Origin of the sequence: Microbacterium meiriae, from assembly GCF_040686935.1 — a bacterium.
GTDB classification, from domain to species: Bacteria; Actinomycetota; Actinomycetes; order Actinomycetales; family Microbacteriaceae; genus Microbacterium; species Microbacterium meiriae.
This window is the reverse complement of record NZ_JBFBMF010000002.1, coordinates 789,556-805,202: the sequence shown is the minus strand read 5'-3', so window position 1 is coordinate 805,202 and position 15,647 is coordinate 789,556. Positions and strand designations below refer to the sequence as shown.

At 71.2% G+C, this 15,647-nt stretch carries 14 protein-coding genes; 7 read left to right on the top strand and 7 right to left on the bottom strand.

Translation table 11 applies throughout. The features are described from left to right. The first annotated feature begins 44 nt into the window (after positions 1-44). Positions 45-1,127: a 1-deoxy-D-xylulose-5-phosphate reductoisomerase gene (gene dxr, locus AB0P08_RS09355; protein ID WP_363589527.1), complete on the top strand. Its 1,083-nt coding sequence runs from the start codon at positions 45-47 to the stop codon at positions 1,125-1,127. A 12-nt stretch (positions 1,128-1,139) separates the two neighbouring features. Here dxr and AB0P08_RS09350 read toward each other — a convergent pair whose 3' ends face one another. The 3 genes from AB0P08_RS09350 to AB0P08_RS09340 form a co-directional block, all read right to left on the bottom strand. After that, the gene (locus AB0P08_RS09350; RefSeq protein WP_363589688.1) at positions 1,140-2,756 is read right to left on the bottom strand and encodes a Mur ligase family protein; all 1,617 of its coding nucleotides are present in this window, start codon (positions 2,754-2,756) and stop codon (positions 1,140-1,142) included. Positions 2,757-2,850: 94 nt separating this feature from the next. After that, positions 2,851-3,525 carry a YcnI family copper-binding membrane protein gene (locus tag AB0P08_RS09345; protein ID WP_363589525.1) on the bottom strand — a complete coding sequence of 225 codons (675 nt, stop codon included), beginning with the start codon at positions 3,523-3,525 and terminating at the stop codon, positions 2,851-2,853. Positions 3,526-3,614: 89 nt separating this feature from the next. Beyond that, the gene (locus tag AB0P08_RS09340; protein ID WP_363589523.1) at positions 3,615-4,199 is read right to left on the bottom strand and encodes a hypothetical protein; all 585 of its coding nucleotides are present in this window, start codon (positions 4,197-4,199) and stop codon (positions 3,615-3,617) included. Positions 4,200-4,265: 66 nt separating this feature from the next. Here AB0P08_RS09340 and AB0P08_RS09335 point away from each other — a divergent pair, with 66 nt between their 5' ends. Continuing rightward, entirely contained in the window at positions 4,266-5,579 is a 1,314-nt protein-coding gene (locus AB0P08_RS09335) for a M50 family metallopeptidase (RefSeq protein WP_259953691.1), read from the top strand. 15 nt (positions 5,580-5,594) lie between these two features. Here AB0P08_RS09335 and AB0P08_RS09330 read toward each other — a convergent pair whose 3' ends face one another. Next, positions 5,595-7,478 (bottom strand): chorismate-binding protein, encoded by a 1,884-nt coding sequence (locus tag AB0P08_RS09330; RefSeq protein ID WP_363589521.1) that lies wholly within the window; start codon positions 7,476-7,478, stop codon positions 5,595-5,597. 210 nt (positions 7,479-7,688) lie between these two features. Here AB0P08_RS09330 and ispG point away from each other — a divergent pair, with 210 nt between their 5' ends. The 3 genes from ispG to AB0P08_RS09315 are packed head-to-tail and all read left to right on the top strand — an operon-like array spanning position 7,689 to position 10,083. Further along, positions 7,689-8,819, top strand: a complete 1,131-nt coding sequence (gene ispG / locus AB0P08_RS09325; RefSeq protein ID WP_025103167.1) for a flavodoxin-dependent (E)-4-hydroxy-3-methylbut-2-enyl-diphosphate synthase — start codon at positions 7,689-7,691, stop codon at positions 8,817-8,819. A gap of 13 nt (positions 8,820-8,832) precedes the next feature. Beyond that, entirely contained in the window at positions 8,833-9,165 is a 333-nt protein-coding gene (locus AB0P08_RS09320) for a nuclear transport factor 2 family protein (protein WP_363589519.1), read from the top strand. Positions 9,166-9,216: 51 nt separating this feature from the next. Beyond that, positions 9,217-10,083, top strand: a complete 867-nt coding sequence (locus AB0P08_RS09315; RefSeq protein WP_363444405.1) for a hypothetical protein — start codon at positions 9,217-9,219, stop codon at positions 10,081-10,083. A gap of 85 nt (positions 10,084-10,168) precedes the next feature. On the opposite strand, the gene AB0P08_RS09310 is transcribed toward AB0P08_RS09315, so the two are convergent. Then, the gene (locus AB0P08_RS09310; RefSeq protein ID WP_363589517.1) at positions 10,169-10,861 is read right to left on the bottom strand and encodes a nucleotidyltransferase domain-containing protein; all 693 of its coding nucleotides are present in this window, start codon (positions 10,859-10,861) and stop codon (positions 10,169-10,171) included. Between the two features lie 103 nt (positions 10,862-10,964). After that, a complete protein-coding gene (locus AB0P08_RS09305) occupies positions 10,965-12,380 on the bottom strand; it encodes an RNB domain-containing ribonuclease (RefSeq protein ID WP_363589515.1) in 1,416 nt (471 codons plus the stop codon). A gap of 78 nt (positions 12,381-12,458) precedes the next feature. Between AB0P08_RS09305 and AB0P08_RS09300 the strand changes: the two genes are divergently transcribed. Both AB0P08_RS09300 and AB0P08_RS09295 read left to right on the top strand, forming a co-directional pair. Beyond that, positions 12,459-13,229, top strand: coding sequence for an isocitrate lyase/PEP mutase family protein (locus AB0P08_RS09300; protein ID WP_268776460.1), 771 nt, complete (start codon positions 12,459-12,461; stop codon positions 13,227-13,229). 39 nt (positions 13,230-13,268) lie between these two features. Further along, positions 13,269-15,029: a proline--tRNA ligase gene (locus AB0P08_RS09295; protein WP_363589513.1), complete on the top strand. Its 1,761-nt coding sequence runs from the start codon at positions 13,269-13,271 to the stop codon at positions 15,027-15,029. Between the two features lie 22 nt (positions 15,030-15,051). Here the strand turns inward: AB0P08_RS09295 and AB0P08_RS09290 are convergent, their stop codons facing one another. Next, on the bottom strand, positions 15,052-15,555 hold the full coding sequence (locus AB0P08_RS09290; protein ID WP_363589511.1) for a pyridoxamine 5'-phosphate oxidase family protein: 504 nt from the start codon (positions 15,553-15,555) through the stop codon (positions 15,052-15,054). Positions 15,556-15,647 lie beyond the last annotated feature (92 nt).

Sequence of the window (15,647 nt, the reverse complement as noted above, 5' to 3'; positions counted from 1 at the left end):
AGCCGCGGCCCGGGAGAGCCGGCGGCGTGTCCTAGGCTGGCGTCATGCGTCGCGTCATCATCCTCGGCTCCACCGGTTCCATCGGCACGCAGGCGCTGGATGTGATCCGCGCCAATCCGCGACGCTTCGAGCTCGTCGGTCTCGCCGCGGGGTCGAACGCCACGATGGTGGCCGAGCAGGCGGCGCAGTTCCAGGTGGAGCACACGGCTCTCGGCGCGGTCGAGGCGGAGCAGCTGGTCCGCGACGTCGAAGCCGATGTGGTGCTGAACGCCATCACCGGCTCGATCGGTCTCGGCTCGACGCTCGCTGCGCTGGAGGAGGGGCGGACCCTCGCGCTGGCGAACAAGGAGTCGCTGATCGTCGGCGGTGATCTCGTGCTCGCCGCCGCGGCACCCGGGCAGATCGTCCCCGTGGACTCCGAGCACTCCGCGCTCGCCCAGGCCCTGCGCTCCGGCACACACGACGAGATCCGCCGTCTGGTGGTCACGGCCTCGGGTGGCCCGTTCCGCGGCAGGTCGCGCGACGAGCTCACCGGAGTGACCCCGGAACAGGCGCTGGCGCATCCGACGTGGAACATGGGTCGCACGGTCACCACGAATTCGGCGACCCTGGTCAACAAGGGGCTCGAGGTCATCGAGGCGCACCTGCTGTTCGACGTGCCCTACGACGACATCGACGTCGTCGTGCACCCGCAGTCGATCGTCCACTCCATGGTGGAGTTCGTCGACGGCTCGACCATCGCGCAGGCCTCGCCGCCGGACATGCGTCTGCCGATCTCGCTGGGCCTGGACTGGCCGCACCGCGTGGGCGGCGTGGGCCGTCCGCTGGACTGGACCACGGCGACGTCCTGGACCTTCGAGCCGCTCGACGGCGACGCCTTCCCCGCGGTGGCGCTCGCAAAGGCCGTCGGGCGCGCCGGAGGCACCTTCCCCGCCGTCTACAACGCCGCCAACGAGCAGGCCGTGGACGCGTTCCACGAAGGGCGCCTGCCGTTCCTCGGCATCGTCGACACCGTGCAGCGGGTCGTCGACGCGCACGACGCTCCGGACGCGTTGACCGTGGAATCGCTCGCGGCGGCCGAGGACTGGGCGCGGCGGAAGGCCGACCAGCTCATCGCCGCCGTCTGACGCGGCGCGGGCTCAGTCCTCGTCTGGGTACGGCACGGGCCAGCGCGGCTCCGGCACCGGCCAGCCGGCGGCCTTCAACGCACGCCGGGAGAGCTCGCGGGCCGAGTACGGCGTCCGCACCCCTCGGATGTCGCGGTAGTCCTGGTGCCCGGGGCCGGCCCAGAGGATGGCGTCGCCGTCGCCGACGAGTCCGACGGCGGCCACGATCGCGGCCTCCGGCGGGGAGTACTCGTGGATCTCGGCGTCGGGACGGGCGCGACGCGCGCCCTCGACGAGCGTCGCGCGGATCGACGCCGGGTCTTCGAATCGCGGGTGGTGATCCGTCACGACGAGGATGTCGCTGCCCTCCACCGCGGTACGGGCCATGTCGAAGCGCTTGCTGGCGTCCCGGTCCCCGTCGGCCCCGAAGAGCATGAGCACCTTGCCGGGAGTCACCCGCCGCACGGCGGCCAGGGTCTTCTCGAAGGCGTCGGGCGAGTGGCCGAAGTCGACGAAGACGGCCGGCCCCCGCGCGCCTGAGACGAGCTGCGTGCGCCCTGGCAGGTAGGCGTGGATGCCGCCGTCGCTCTGCAGGGCCTCGACGATCCGCTCCCAGGCATAGCCGCCCTCGAGCAGCATGACGATCGCGAGCGCCGCGTTCGCGGCCATGTGGGGGCCGATCACCGGGACGGTCGTGGTGAGCGTGCCAGCCGGTCCCGTCATCGTGAACGTCGTTCCGGTCGTCCGCTCGTCGTCGATGACGACCACCCAGTCCGCTCGCGATGCCTGATCGGCGTCGGCGGCGATGGAGGGCGTCCCGACGGTGATGACGGGGATCTCGGAGCGCTCCACGACCAGGGCCCCGGAGGAGGAGTCGAGGCACACGACGCCGCGGACGGCGCGATCGGGCCGGAAGAGCGGCAGCTTCGCCTCGAAGTACTCCTCCATGTCGGCGTAGTCGTCGAGGTGGTCGTGGCTGAGGTTCGTGAATCCCGCGACGTCGAACCGGATGCCGTCGACACGGTGCCGGGAGAGGGCCTGGGCGCTGACCTCGACCGCGACGGCCTCGACCTCGCGCTCCCGCATCAGCGCGAGCAGGGCGTGCATCTCCGACGCCTCAGGGGTGGTGAGCCGCGAGACGATGACCTCGCCCGCGATGTGTCGTTCGGCCGTGGAGGAGAGCCCGGTGACGACGCCCATCTGTTCGAGGATGCCCTCGAGGAGGTGCGAGACGCTCGTCTTGCCGTTCGTCCCGGTGGTCGCGAAGAGGAGGGGAAGCGGGTCCTCCGCTCCCGTGCCGTACACCCAGGCGCTCAGCGCGCCGAGCACGCCGCGCGGGTCGTCGACGATGAGGATCGGGAGGCCGGCGTCCTCGGCGATGTCGGCGCCCGCCTGGTCCGTGATCACGGCGACCGCCCCCTTCTCGGCAGCGGTCTTCGCGAAGTCGGCGCCGTGGCGGTTCACGCCGCGGATCGCGACGAACGCCTCGCCGGGACGCAGGTCGGCCGTGGCGAGGGTGATGCCACTGAGAGCGACGCCCTCCACGTCGCCGCGTACGGAGCGGGCGAATCGGGAGGCGAGTTCGGACAGCTCGCGCCGGGGCGGGTTCGCGGGGCGGAGCACGGGGGGCAGGGTCGGCTGTTGTTCCATCGACATGTCGTCTCCATGTTCTCATGACGGCGGTGTCGGCCCGGGCGGGTCGGTCCGCCGCGCGCCGGAGCCGGGCGCGGCGGACCCGGGGCGCTCAGGCGCGGCGGCGGAACGCGAGCACGGCGACCACGAGCGCCGCGACACCGGCCAGGAGGCCACCGGCGCCCAGCGCGATGACCAGGGCGTCGTCGCCGGTGTCGGCCGTCGCGGGCTGCGGTGCGGTGCTCGTGCCGTGACCGCCCTCGACGTTGTCCGTCACCGTCACGACGGGAGCGGGGGAGTCGAGGTCGTGCGGGTCCTCGCCCTTCTCGGCGAGCTGCGTCCACTCCGTCGCCCCGTCGACGCACTGCTGGACCACCGGGAAGGCGAGCGTCTCGGGCGTGTCCTCGTCCAGTCCCACCGACATGCTCACGGCGCCGCGGAGGTCGGTCGGCACGGGCGTGAGGGCGGTGTAGGTGACCGCGCTCACGAGACCGTCGTCGCCGCGTTCCACCTGGATGCTCCAGTCGCCGTCGAGCGTCGGGGCGACGGAGGCGAGGCCCTCCGGCATGGTGACCCGCAGGGCTGTGGTGGGCGAGGTGCCGCACCCGTGCGAGAAGGAGAAGGTCAGCACGCCGTGGTCGCCGGCGGCGAGCTCGTCAGGGCTGACGGTGACGTGGGCGCCGGCCATCGCCGGGACGGCGAGGGCGAGGGCGAGTCCGCCGATGATGCCGGTGGCTCCGAGGAGGGCGCGGCGCGGACGGCGGGGGCGGATGGTGGGGTTCGACATGGGGTCTCCAGATGCTCGTGTGGGGGCGCGCGGGAACAGCGCAGCCCGAAGGGGCCGTCTCTCGAGGACGGCAGAGTCGGCGGGGCGGCTCAGCCGCCGACGGGCACCGGCGGACCGCGCCGCGACACCACCACGGTCATCGCGGCATCGAGCGGAGAGCGGAGAGCGGAGCGCAGCGGACGCGGCGGTGCGGGAGGCGCGGAGGTGGGAGTCCCCGCGCGCCGGAGCGCGGCCTGGACCCAGCGGGCGATCGCGCGCAACACGCTCTCGCCGTGCCACAGCAGCAGCGTGGTCAGCACCGCGCAGGCGAGGTGCGCGGACAGCATCAGCGTGTCCGGGCCGGGAGCCGGGGACAGCGGTGCGAGCGCGCCCAGGTCGAGGTGATGCGCGTGCGTGCCGATGACGGACGCGCCCCCCGCTGTGGGCGCACCCAGAAGCTGGAAGAGCAGGTGGAACGCGGCCTGCGCCAGGAGCACGGCCACGGCGACCCGTGCGCGTGACGGCCGACCGCCGGCCACCGCGGCGGAGAGCGGGACGAAGAGCACCGCGACGGCGGCGATGAGCAGGGGGTGCGGAGCGGCGCCGCCGGCGAGCGTGTGCGACACGGCTGCGAGGAGCGTGGCGATCGCGGACACGGCGGCGGCGCGGAGGAAGCGCAGCTGCCGGGACGTCATCCCGCCAGCCTAGCCATGCTGTGCGAGCCGGGCGGATTCCTAGGCGGTGGGCAGTAGCGTGGGCACGTGGAATTCCTGCTCTATCTGGGCGGCATCGTGTTCATGCTGATCGGCCTCGGGCTCTCGATCGGTCTGCACGAGGTCGGTCACCTCGTCCCTGCGAAGCTCTTCGGCGTGCGTGTCGGCCAGTACATGATCGGCTTCGGGCCGCGCCTGTGGTCGAAGCGGATCGGCGAGACGGAGTACGGCTTCAAGCTCCTGCCTCTCGGCGGCTTCATCTCGATGTCGGGGATGTACCCGTCGTCGAAGGACAGCGGACCCGCGTCCGGCGCGTTCCGCACGCTCATCCAGGATGCGCGCTCGGCCAACGATGAGACGATCGCCGAGGGCGCCGAGGATCGGGTCTTCTACAAGCTGCCGGTCTGGAAGCGCGTGATCGTCATGCTCGGCGGACCGCTCATGAACCTCGTGCTGGCCGTGGTCATCTTCACCGTCCTCGTCAGCGGAATCGGCGTGCAGCAGGGCACCACGACGGTCGCGGCGGTGAACGAATGCGTGGTCCCGGCCTCATCGTCGGCGACCGAATGCGGTGCCGACGATCCGGAGTCTCCGGCGGCGGCGGCCGACGTGCAGCCCGGGGACGTCCTCGTCTCGATCGACGGGACACCGGTGGCGACCTTCGCCGAGGCGACTGCGATCGTGCAGGCCTCGCCGGGGCAGCCCCTCGACCTCGTCGTGCGCCGGGACGGCACGGAGCAGACGCTCACCCTCACGCCGATCGCCGCGGAGCGCACCATCACGGATGCGAGCGGGCAGCCGGTGCTCGACGACGACGGCGAACCCGTCGTGAAGGAGGTCGGCTACGCGGGCATGATCGCGCAGATGGGCTACGTGCAGCAGCCGCTCACCGCCGGACCGCAGATGGCGGCGGATACGGTCGCCCGGGTCGGCTCGCTGATCGTCACGCTGCCCGTGCGGCTGTGGGACGTGGGTGTGTCGTTGGTGACGGGTGGGGAACGCGATCCGAACGGGCCGCTGAGCGTCGTCGGTGTCGGGCGTCTGGCGGGCGAGGTGGCCGCGACGGATGCTCCGGTGCTCAACCGCTTCGCCGTGCTGCTCGGCCTCCTCGGGTCGCTCAACGTCGCGCTCTTCGTGTTCAACCTCATCCCGCTGCTGCCCCTCGACGGCGGACACATCGTCGTCGCGCTCTGGGAAGGGATCAAGCGGGCGTGGGCGAAGCTCTTCCGGCGGCCGCCGCCGGCGCCGGTCGACGCCACGAAACTCGTCCCGCTGACGGTCGTCGTCGCGACGCTGCTGATCGCGATGGGGGCTCTGCTGCTGGTGGCCGACCTCTTCAACCCGGTCAAGCTGCTGGGCTGAGCGGCCGGGACGCTCTCAGCGCAGGGCGTGCGCGACCAGACGCTCCAACGTGCGGATACCGTCGCGGGACAGGATCGACTCGAGGTGGCCCTGCACCGATGCGAACCCGTCGCCGCGGAGGGCATAGACGTCTCCGGTCGCCGGATCCGCGGAGACCTCGGCCGCGCCCACCGTCGTCACTCCGGGGTCGACCCGTGCCGTGAAGGTGTTGTAGAACCCGATCGACGCGTCCTCGCCGAAGATCGGCACGGCCTTCTGCAGCCCCTGGTGCGGAGCGTCGAGGGGCGTCAGCGCGATCCCCATCCGGTCCGCCAGGATCTGGTGGCTCAGGCAGACCGCGAGCAGTGGGGCATGCGCCTGCAGGCGGGCCGCCACGACCTCGCGCATCCGGGCGATGCGCGGGCTCGCGTCGTCTCGGGGGTCGCCGGGGCCGGGGCCGGCGACGACGAGATCGGCCGTCTCGACCGCCTCGTCGTCCACGTCGTCCCAGGACGCGATGGTCACGTCGAGCCCGAGGTGCCGCAGCTGATGCGCGAGCATCGTCGTGAAGCGGTCCTCGGCGTCGACCACGAGGGCGGAGCGGCCGGAGAACGGCCCCGTGAAGTCCTCACCCTGCGGGTTCAGCCAGAACTCGGCGAGGCGGGCGTTGCGCGAGGAGAGGAGCGCGGCGACGTCCGGGTCGTCGGCGAGACGCCGGGGCTCACCGGGGGCGTCGGCGTCGCTGCGGGCCTCCGCCACACGGTCCCGGTCGATCGCGCCGATGGCGCCGAGCACACCCGCTGCCTTGCCGTGGGTCTCGGAGACCTCGCCGTGCGGGTCGGAGTGGCGGACGAGGGTGGCGCCGACGGGAACGCTCAGCTCGCCGTCCTGCAGATACACCGTGCGGATGAGGATCGGCGCGTCGAGGTCGTGGCCGCCGTCGGCGTTGGGGGTGAAGAGCGCGGCGACGCCGGAGTAGTAGCCCCGCGGCTTGCGCTCGTGCCGCCGGATCACGGCGCAGGCGTTCTGCATGGGGGAGCCGGTGACGGTCGGGGCGAACATCGTCTCGCGGAGGATGTCCCGGGGGTCCAGAGCGCTCCGGCCGCGCAGCATGTACTCCGTGTGCGTCAGCCGCGACATCTCCTTCAGATGCGGGCCCGTGATGCGTCCGCCATCGGCACAGACGGCGCTCATCATCTTGAGCTCCTCGTCCACGACCATGAACAGCTCCTCGGTCTCCTTGGTCGAGGCCAGGAAGTCGGTCAGCGTCTCCTTCGTCGCGCCGCCCGCCGGATGCCGGAAGGTCCCCGAGATGGGGTTCATGGTGACGACGCCACCGCGGGCCACGACGTGCGCCTCCGGGCTCGCCCCCACCGCGATGTGGCCGCGGGTGAACACCGCGAACGTCCAGTAGGCCCCGCGCTCATGGGCGAGCAGAGCCCGGAACCAGGTGAGGGCCGCCTGCCGTTCGTCCGCCTCGACGGTCGCCGTGAAGTCGCGACGGATGACGAAGTTCGCCCCCTCGCCGCGGCCGATCTCATCGGCGATCACGGTCTCGACGATGGCGGCGTACTCCTCGTCGGCGATGTCGAAGCCCTCGTCGCGCAGCGGGATCGGCGCGGTGGGAAGCGCATCGAGCACAGCCGCGGTCGGCAGATGGAGGTGCTCGTCCACGACGATGCAGCGCAGCGGCGCCCCGTCGTCCTGCGCGACGAATCCGCGCTCTCGGACCTGCCGGTAGGGGACGAGGGCGAAGACCTCCCGGGGCTCTCCCTCGGACGTCAGAGGGATGTCGGAGAGCAGCTCGACGTCGGTCACGGCGCCGGTGAGCAGCTCCACGGTGTCCGCGCCGTCACGGGCGATCAGCACGAAGGACGCGGTGGGATCGGCGCTGAGCTCGTCGAGGCGAGAGAGGGTCATCGATGTCTCCTGTGCGAGGGCTCCGGCTCGGCGCAACGAAAAGACCGCCCCGGAGGCGGTCTGGATTCGAGGGAACGCGAACACACCGCCTAGGAGGCGGGCCACCAGGTGATGTGCGCGATCATGGGGCGAAACTACCACACCCGCCGCATCCAGCCCTTCCGCATCCTGGCGGCGTAGGCTGGGATCGTGCCAGCAGTGAATCTTGGGATGCCGAAGGTCCCCGAAGTCCTCGCCCCGCGTCGCAAGTCCCGTCAGATCAAGGTGGGCAAGGTGCTCGTCGGCGGCGATGCGCCCGTCAGCGTGCAGTCGATGACGACGACGAAGACCACCGACATCAACGGGACTCTGCAGCAGATCGCGGAACTCACCGCCTCCGGCTGCGAGATCGTCCGCGTCGCCGTGCCGTCGCAGGACGACGCGGATGTGCTGCACATCATCGCGAAGAAGAGCCAGATCCCGGTCATCGCGGACATCCACTTCCAGCCGAAGTACGTCTTCCAGGCGATCGACGCCGGCTGCGCCGCCGTGCGGGTCAACCCGGGCAACATCCGCAAGTTCGACGACCAGGTCGGCGAGATCGCCAAGGCAGCGAAGGACGCGGGTGTCTCGCTCCGTATCGGCGTCAACGCGGGCTCCCTCGACCGTCGCCTGCTCGAGAAGTACGGCAAGGCCACTCCGGAGGCCCTCGTCGAGAGCGCTGTCTGGGAGGCGTCGCTGTTCGAGGAGCACGACTTCCACGACTTCAAGATCTCGGTGAAGCACAACGACCCCGTCGTCATGGTCAAGGCCTACCGTCAGCTCGCCGAGCGGGGCGACTGGCCGCTGCACCTCGGCGTGACCGAGGCGGGACCGGCCTTCCAAGGCACGATCAAGAGCGCGACCGCCTTCGGCATCCTGCTGGGGGAGGGCATCGGCGACACCATCCGCGTCTCGCTGTCCGCGCCGCCGGCCGAGGAGGTCAAGGTCGGTCACCAGATCCTCCAGTCCCTCAACCTCCGGGAGCGCAAGCTCGAGATCGTCTCGTGCCCCTCGTGCGGTCGGGCTCAGGTCGACGTCTACACGCTCGCGGAAGACGTCACCGAGGGGCTCAAGGAGATGACGGTGCCGCTGCGCGTCGCCGTCATGGGCTGCGTCGTGAACGGCCCGGGTGAGGCACGCGAGGCCGACCTCGGCGTCGCGTCCGGCAACGGCAAGGGCCAGATCTTCGTCAAGGGCGAGGTCATCAAGACCGTCCCGGAGGCTGACATCGTCGCCACCCTCATCGAGGAGGCGAACCGCATCGCCGCCGAGATGGGCCCGGACGCTCCGCTCGGCACCGCCCAGGTCGTCACCGCCTGATCCGAGGAGTGCCGTGTCCGACATCCTCCTGCCCGCGCCGGTCCAGGCCATGGTCGACGCGATCAACGCCGGGGACACCGACGCCTTCGTCGCCGCGTTCACCGTGGGAGGCTTCGTGAGCGACTGGGGCACCGTGAAAGCCGGTGCCGACGGCGTGCGCGGCTGGGCGGACAGCGACGCGATCGGCGCCGGGGCACGGATGACTCTGCTCTCCGCCACCACGGACGGCGACATGACGCGCATCCGCTTCGGGTGGAGCAGTCGCGTCTTCAACGGCGAGTCCGATGGGATCTTCGTCGTCGACGGCGACCGGCTCGCCAGCTTCACGATCCCACCGTCCCACTGACACCCCGTGCCTGATCGGCACCATCGTTCCGTCGTCTCTCCGAGGAGCCCCATGACCACGCCCACGATCGTCACCTTCCCGGACGGCAGCCTCCGCGGAGACGCCGTCGTGACCCGCGTGGCGGACGATGCCGACGGAGCCGTGGTCGTCGTCGACGCCACGCCGTTCCACCCCGTCGATCACACGTGGCCCGATCAGCCCGGCGATACCGGCGAGATCTCCGGCGAGGACGGAGCCGTCCACGTGACCGAGGCGCTCATGGCGGCCGTGTCGGATGATGGTGCGTTCGCGGTGGGGAGTGCGATCCCCGTCAAGCGCGGGACCGAGGGGTGGACCTGGCTGGTGGGCCAGCGGCTCGATGGTGCCGCGCCCGCCTGGCTCGCGGAGGGGACGCGCGTGGCGCTCTCGGTCGATGAGGCGCACCGTGCCGGCCTCAGCCGCGGTCACACCGCGTGCCACCTCGCCTCCCTCGCTCTCGATATTGCCGTCTCGGACCTCTGGCGCAAGGACCCGGGGGAGGATGCGCTGGGAAACCCGGACTTCGAGGGACGGGCGAACCAGTCCAGCCGCATCCACGAGGACGGCGCCGTCGACGAGTACCGCCTGGGCAAGAGCCTGCGCCGCGCGGGATTCGACACCGAGACGTTCGCGGCGACGCTGTCCGACCGCGAGCACCGCATCAACGCGCAGCTCGCCGCCTGGGTCGCCTCGGCTGCCGCGAGCCGCATCGAGGTGGACGGACCGACGATCGTGGACCGGCGGCGCTGGCACTGCGAGCTCCCGGAGGGCGAGGCCGTCATCCTCTGTGGCGGCACCCACGTCCGTTCCCTCGCGGAATTCGCCGCCATCACGGTGACCTTGGATCTGTCGGACCCGCAGCTCCTCGTGATGACGACGACTGCGACTCCCGCCTCCTGAGCCCCCGCGTCAGGCGATCACGCGAGGACAGGCGCCAGCCGCCGGTGTCGCCTGCTGTCGCGCGATTGCCTGTGAACGAGCGAGGTCAGCGCACGAACCCCGCCTGCACTCGACCACCCGCCATCGTCAGCTCCTCATCGACCAGCGCCGCGAAGCCGGGGAAGTCTCCAGCGAGCAGCGGAGTGCTGAGCTGGTCCGCGCGCTCGGGGCTCCACGCGCGCAGACGTCGGGGGAGCCACTTCCCGGATCCGATCCACTGCCCGCTGGCCAGCAGCATCAGCTCGGCCATGCGCTCGAACAGCAGGCCGGCGACGACGCGCTGCTCGAGAGGGTCCGTCGCGTCCTGGAGGTCGTCGAGGAGATCGGTGATCACGTACCGCCGGATCCGCGACTCCGTCTCACTCAGCACAGAGCCGAGAGCGAGCACAGCGGCCCACCGCGTCCGCAGTTCCGCGAGCGCGGGCGTCGACCGGATCGCGGCTCCTTCCACGAGCATGTGCGCGATGACGGGGCGGTGCTGGGCCACGCCGCGGTCCGCCCACTCCCGGAACCCTTCCGCCGTGTACGCGAACACCTCGAAGATCTCGTCCTCGAACGCGTGGGTGGCGGCCTCGCTCACCTGTGACACGTCGGCGAAGAGGTCGTCGTCGATGAGGAGGAGGTCGATGTCACTGGTGGGCGTGCGCTCGCCACGGGCCGTGCTCCCGGCGACGATCGCGATCCCTGCACGCGGATACCGCTCCGCGAGGAAGCGCTCGATGCGCTCTGCCTGATCCATCTTGACAGGGTATCCGGCGCGGACGCAGGCGGCCGCTGCGGTACAGACAGTCCTGCCCGGGAGCGCCTGACTCGGCGTCTTCGCCTGATCCCCGGCCGCGGGCTCAGACGGTGAGCTCGATCTCACCCGTCCCGATGTCCACGCGCACGACGCGCACCTGCACCACATCGCCGGGCTTGGTGTCGGGGGTCACCGGCGCGGTCGTGGTCACTGCAGGGTCCGCGATCTGGACGGCGGCCCGCTCGCCCCGGAGCTCGATCACCGTGGCCTCGATGGTCTGTCCGACAAGCGGAGTGAGCAGCGCGGCCTCGACGCGGTTCACGGTGTCCGCGTCCAACTGCGACGCCCGCCGACCCGATTCCTGCATGAGCGCGGGGAGCTCTCCGAGGGAGGAGCGGACCCATCCCGGCACCGGCTGCCCGGTCGACACAGCGAGGCAGATGGCGAGCACCCAGCGGTCGACCAGTCGGCGCAGGGGTGCGGTCGCGTGCGCGTACGGTGCTCCGATCGCGGCCTGCACGGCGTCGGCGGGTGGTTCGCCGTCGAACACGAGGTACCCCGCGCCGCGGAACAGCGAGGCGGCGGCCTCCAGCACGGGGAGCGTCATCGGGTCGGAGCGGTCGAGGCCCCGGAGGTACTCGCCGTAGGTGCCGTCGGTCCACGGGCGCCCGAGTGCCTCCGTCTGGTGCCGGAAGGCAGTGAAGGCCGCCTCATCGGGTTCCGGCATCGTGCGGAGGATGCCGACGCCGGCGTCGACCATGAGCGCGGCGGCCGCCATCCCCGTCATGAGCGACAGCTGCGCGTTCCACTCCTCGACGGGCAGCGGGCTGCGGCGCTCGATCGCGTAGGAGCCGTCGTCGGTGCGCACGACCTCCTCGTCCGGCATGTTCAGGCTGGCACCACCGCGGCGGCGCTCCTGCTCCAGACGGAGGGAGCCGATCTCCGGCAGCAGGGTCGCGTGACCGCCGTCGCCCCGGTCGAGCGCCTCCTGGGTGGAGGCGTAGTCGAGCTGGGCCCGGGAACGGATGAGGGCGCGCTCCAACCGGAAGTCGATCACGGATCCGGCCGCATCCAGGTGGAACGTCCACACCAGGGCGGAGCGGTCGACGTCGGGGAGTAGGGAGGCACGGTCCTCGCTCAGCACGGGTGGGTGCAGCGGGATCGAGCCGTCCGCGGCGTACAGGGTCTGTCCGCGCCGGCGGGCCTCCGCGTCCACGGCACCACCGGGGGTGACGAAACCCGGCACGTCCGCGATCGCGTAACGCACCCGATAGCCGTCGCCGTCCCGTTCCAGGTGGAACGCCTGGTCGAGGTCGCGGGCACCGGCCGGATCGAGGGTCGCGAACGGCACATCCGTGAGGTCGAGGTCGGGGAGAGTCGCCGTGGCGGCTTCCGCCTCCGCGAGTACGTCGGCGGGGAACTCCGTCGACGCGTCCAGATCCTCCCGAAGGGCCGAGAGCGCCGCGGCGAGCTCGGTCTGGGCGGCGGAGGGGGCGACATGCGAGCGGCGCTGGGGCATGCTGCCAGCCTAGGTCGACCGCCGCAGGGAACCCGGGCATCCGGCCCGCGTGCCCGCACCGGCCGCTAGCGTGGGGACATGACCACTGCTGCCAAGGCCCAGACCCTCGTCGGACTCTATGACGCCCCGGAGATCCTCCGCGTGGTGAACGTGTGGGACGTCGTCTCCGCGCGTGCCGTCGCCGCACTGCCGGAGACCACGGCGATCGCGACCGCCGGTCACGGCATCGCGGCGTCGTTCGGCTACGACGACGGGGACACCCCGCGCGACGTCATGATCGACATGGTCGGACGGATCGCCGCGGCCGTGTCCGTTCCCGTCACCGCCGACCTGGACGACGGATACGGGGACGCCGGGGAGACCACCCGCCTCGCGATCGCGGCCGGCGTCGTCGGCGCGAACGTCGAGGACCGCCTCAAGCCGCTCGACGAATCGGTCGCCGTCGTCGAGTCCATCGTGAAGGCTGCGGAGGCCGAGGGCGTGCCCTTCGCCCTGAACGCCCGCACCGATGCGTTCGTGCGTGCCGGGTCGCGGCCCGTGGAGCAGAGCATCGCGGATGCCATCCAGCGCGGCCGCGCCTTCCTCGACGCCGGTGCCACCGCGGTGTTCGTCCCCGGCATCCTCGATGCGAACGTCACGCGACAGCTGGTCGAGGGCATCGGGGAGCGCAAGGTCAGCGTGATCGGGATCCCCGGGGCGCTCGCCGCATCCGAGTACGAGAAGCTCGGCGTGGCCCGCATCTCCTACGGTCCGCTGCCGCAGCGGGTCGCGCTGACCGCGCTGCAGGAGCTCGCCGAGAGCCTCTACCGCGGCGGCGTCGTGCCGCAGGGGCTGCCGGCCCTCAACTGAGCGACGAGGCGGGTGACCGCGGCTCACTACACTTGAGCCGTGGTCACTCGTCTTTCGAACTTCTTCCTCCGTACGCTCCGCGAAGATCCTGCCGGTGCCGAGGTCGCCAGTCACAAGCTGCTGATCCGCGCCGGGTACATCCGACCGCAGGCAGCAGGCATCTTCGCGTGGCTGCCTCTCGGGCTGCGCGTCAAGGCGAAGATCGAGACCGTCATCCGCGAGGAGATGGCCGCCGCCGGTGCCCAGGAGGTGCACTTCCCCGCACTGATGCCGCGCGAGGCGTACGAGGCGACCGGGCGCTGGGACGAGTACGGCGACCTGCTGTTCCGCCTCCAGGACCGCAAGGGCGGCGATTACCTCCTGGCGCCGACGCACGAGGAGGCCTTCACGCTGCTGGTGAAGGACCTGTACTCGTCGTACAAGGATCTGCCGCTGACGATCTTCCAGATCCAGGACAAGTACCGCGACGAGGCCCGGCCGCGCGCTGGTCTCCTCCGCGGGCGCGAGTTCACGATGAAGGACGCCTACTCCTTCGACGCCTCGGACGAGGGGCTGGACGTGAGCTACCAGGCGCAGCGGGACGCCTACGAGCGCATCTTCCAGCGGCTGGGCCTCGAGTACGCGATCGTGCAGGCCGACGCCGGCGCGATGGGCGGTTCGCGGAGCGAGGAGTTCCTGCACCCGACGCCCGTCGGGGAGGACACCTTCGTCCGCAGCGCCGGGGGGTACGCGGCCAACGTCGAGGCCTTCAGCACGCCCGTGCCCGCTCCGGTCCCGTTCGACGCCGATGGCGCTCCGGTGATCTTCGATTCGCCCGACACGCCCACCATCGAGACCCTCGTCGCGCACTGCAACCGAGAGCTCGACGGCGAGTACACCGCCGGCGACACGCTCAAGAACGTCGTGCTCGCCCTGAAGCACCTCGACGGCACCCGTGAGCTCGTGATCGTCGGCATCCCCGGCGACCGCGAGGTGGACGAGAAGCGTGCCGAGGTGGCCTTCGCCCCTGCCGAGGTGGAGACCGCGACCGCGGACGACTTCGAGAACAACCCGCTCCTGGTGAAGGGGTACATCGGTCCCTGGTCGCCTACGGGTGCGGTGCTCGGCGAGGAGTCCGCCACGGGCATCCGCTACCTCGTCGACCCCCGCGTGAGCGAGGGCACGAGCTGGGTCACCGGCGCGAACATCGACCAGAAGCACGCGCACTCGGTCGTCGCCGGGCGCGACTTCGAGGCGGACGGCATCGTGGAGATCGCGAACGTGCGCGCCGGCGACCCGGCGCCCGACGGCTCCGGTCCGGTCGAGCTCGCCCGCGGCATGGAGATCGGTCACGTCTTCCAGCTCGGGCGGAAGTACGCGGAGGCGCTCGGCCTCAAGGTCCTCAACGAGAACGGCAAGCTCGTCACGGTCACCATGGGGTCGTACGGCATCGGCGTGACGCGGATCCTGGCGATCATCGCCGAGCTCAACAACGACGACAAGGGCCTCATCTGGCCGGCCTCGGTCGCGCCGTTCGACGTGCAGGTCGTCGCCGCGGGCCGTGACCAGGTCGCCTTCGACGTCGCGGAGGACCTGTCCGCGCAGCTGGAGGCGGCCGGCCTCGACGTGCTCTACGACGACCGCCCGAAGGTGTCGCCCGGGGTCAAGTTCGGCGATGCCGAGCTCGTCGGCGTCCCGAAGATCGTCATCGTCGGCCGCGGAGCCGCCGACGGGCAGGTGGAGTTCTGGGACCGTCGGACGGGCGAGCGTGAGGCCGTCTCGGTCGCCGAAGCGGTGGAGCGGCTCTCCGCCGCGCGCTGAGCCGGCGCTCGGAGCGGGCCGCTCAGCAGGTGATGCGGCCGTGGTTCATGATGTCGTCGTCCGGGGTGTCTCTGGTCACGAGCGCCTTGAGCGCCCCGGCGGCCATCGCGACCTTGCCCTTCGCGGGCTCCCAGAACTCGGCGACGATTGGAGTGACCTTGAGCAGCGCGATGCCCGGGGTCCCCAGGCCGTCCTCGAACCAGATGTCGAGGGAGGGGGAGTAGAGCTCCTCCATCTTCGCGCGGTCGTGGACGATCTCCGCGGTGCCGGCGACCGACACGTAGCGCATACCCTTGGCGTCGCAGTAGGCCAGCCCCACGTCGTGATGACGACGGGCCTCCTCGACCTTCTCGGTGTCCTCCGCCGTGAAGAACCAGATGGCGCCGGCATCGTCCATCTGCCTGGTCGACATGGGGCGGCTGACGAGGTTCCCGTCCGGGTCGGTGGTCGTGAGCATGGTGAAGTCGATGTCCTCCACGAGTTCGGCGACGCGGGCGAGGGCTTCGGGACCGGTGATCTCTGTCATGTCGCCATGGTGACGCGTTCCCCGGCAGCGGGCACGGGTGTTGACACCGCTCCTCCTCCGTGCTCCGGAGCCCCGGGGTACGGTCCCTCGGC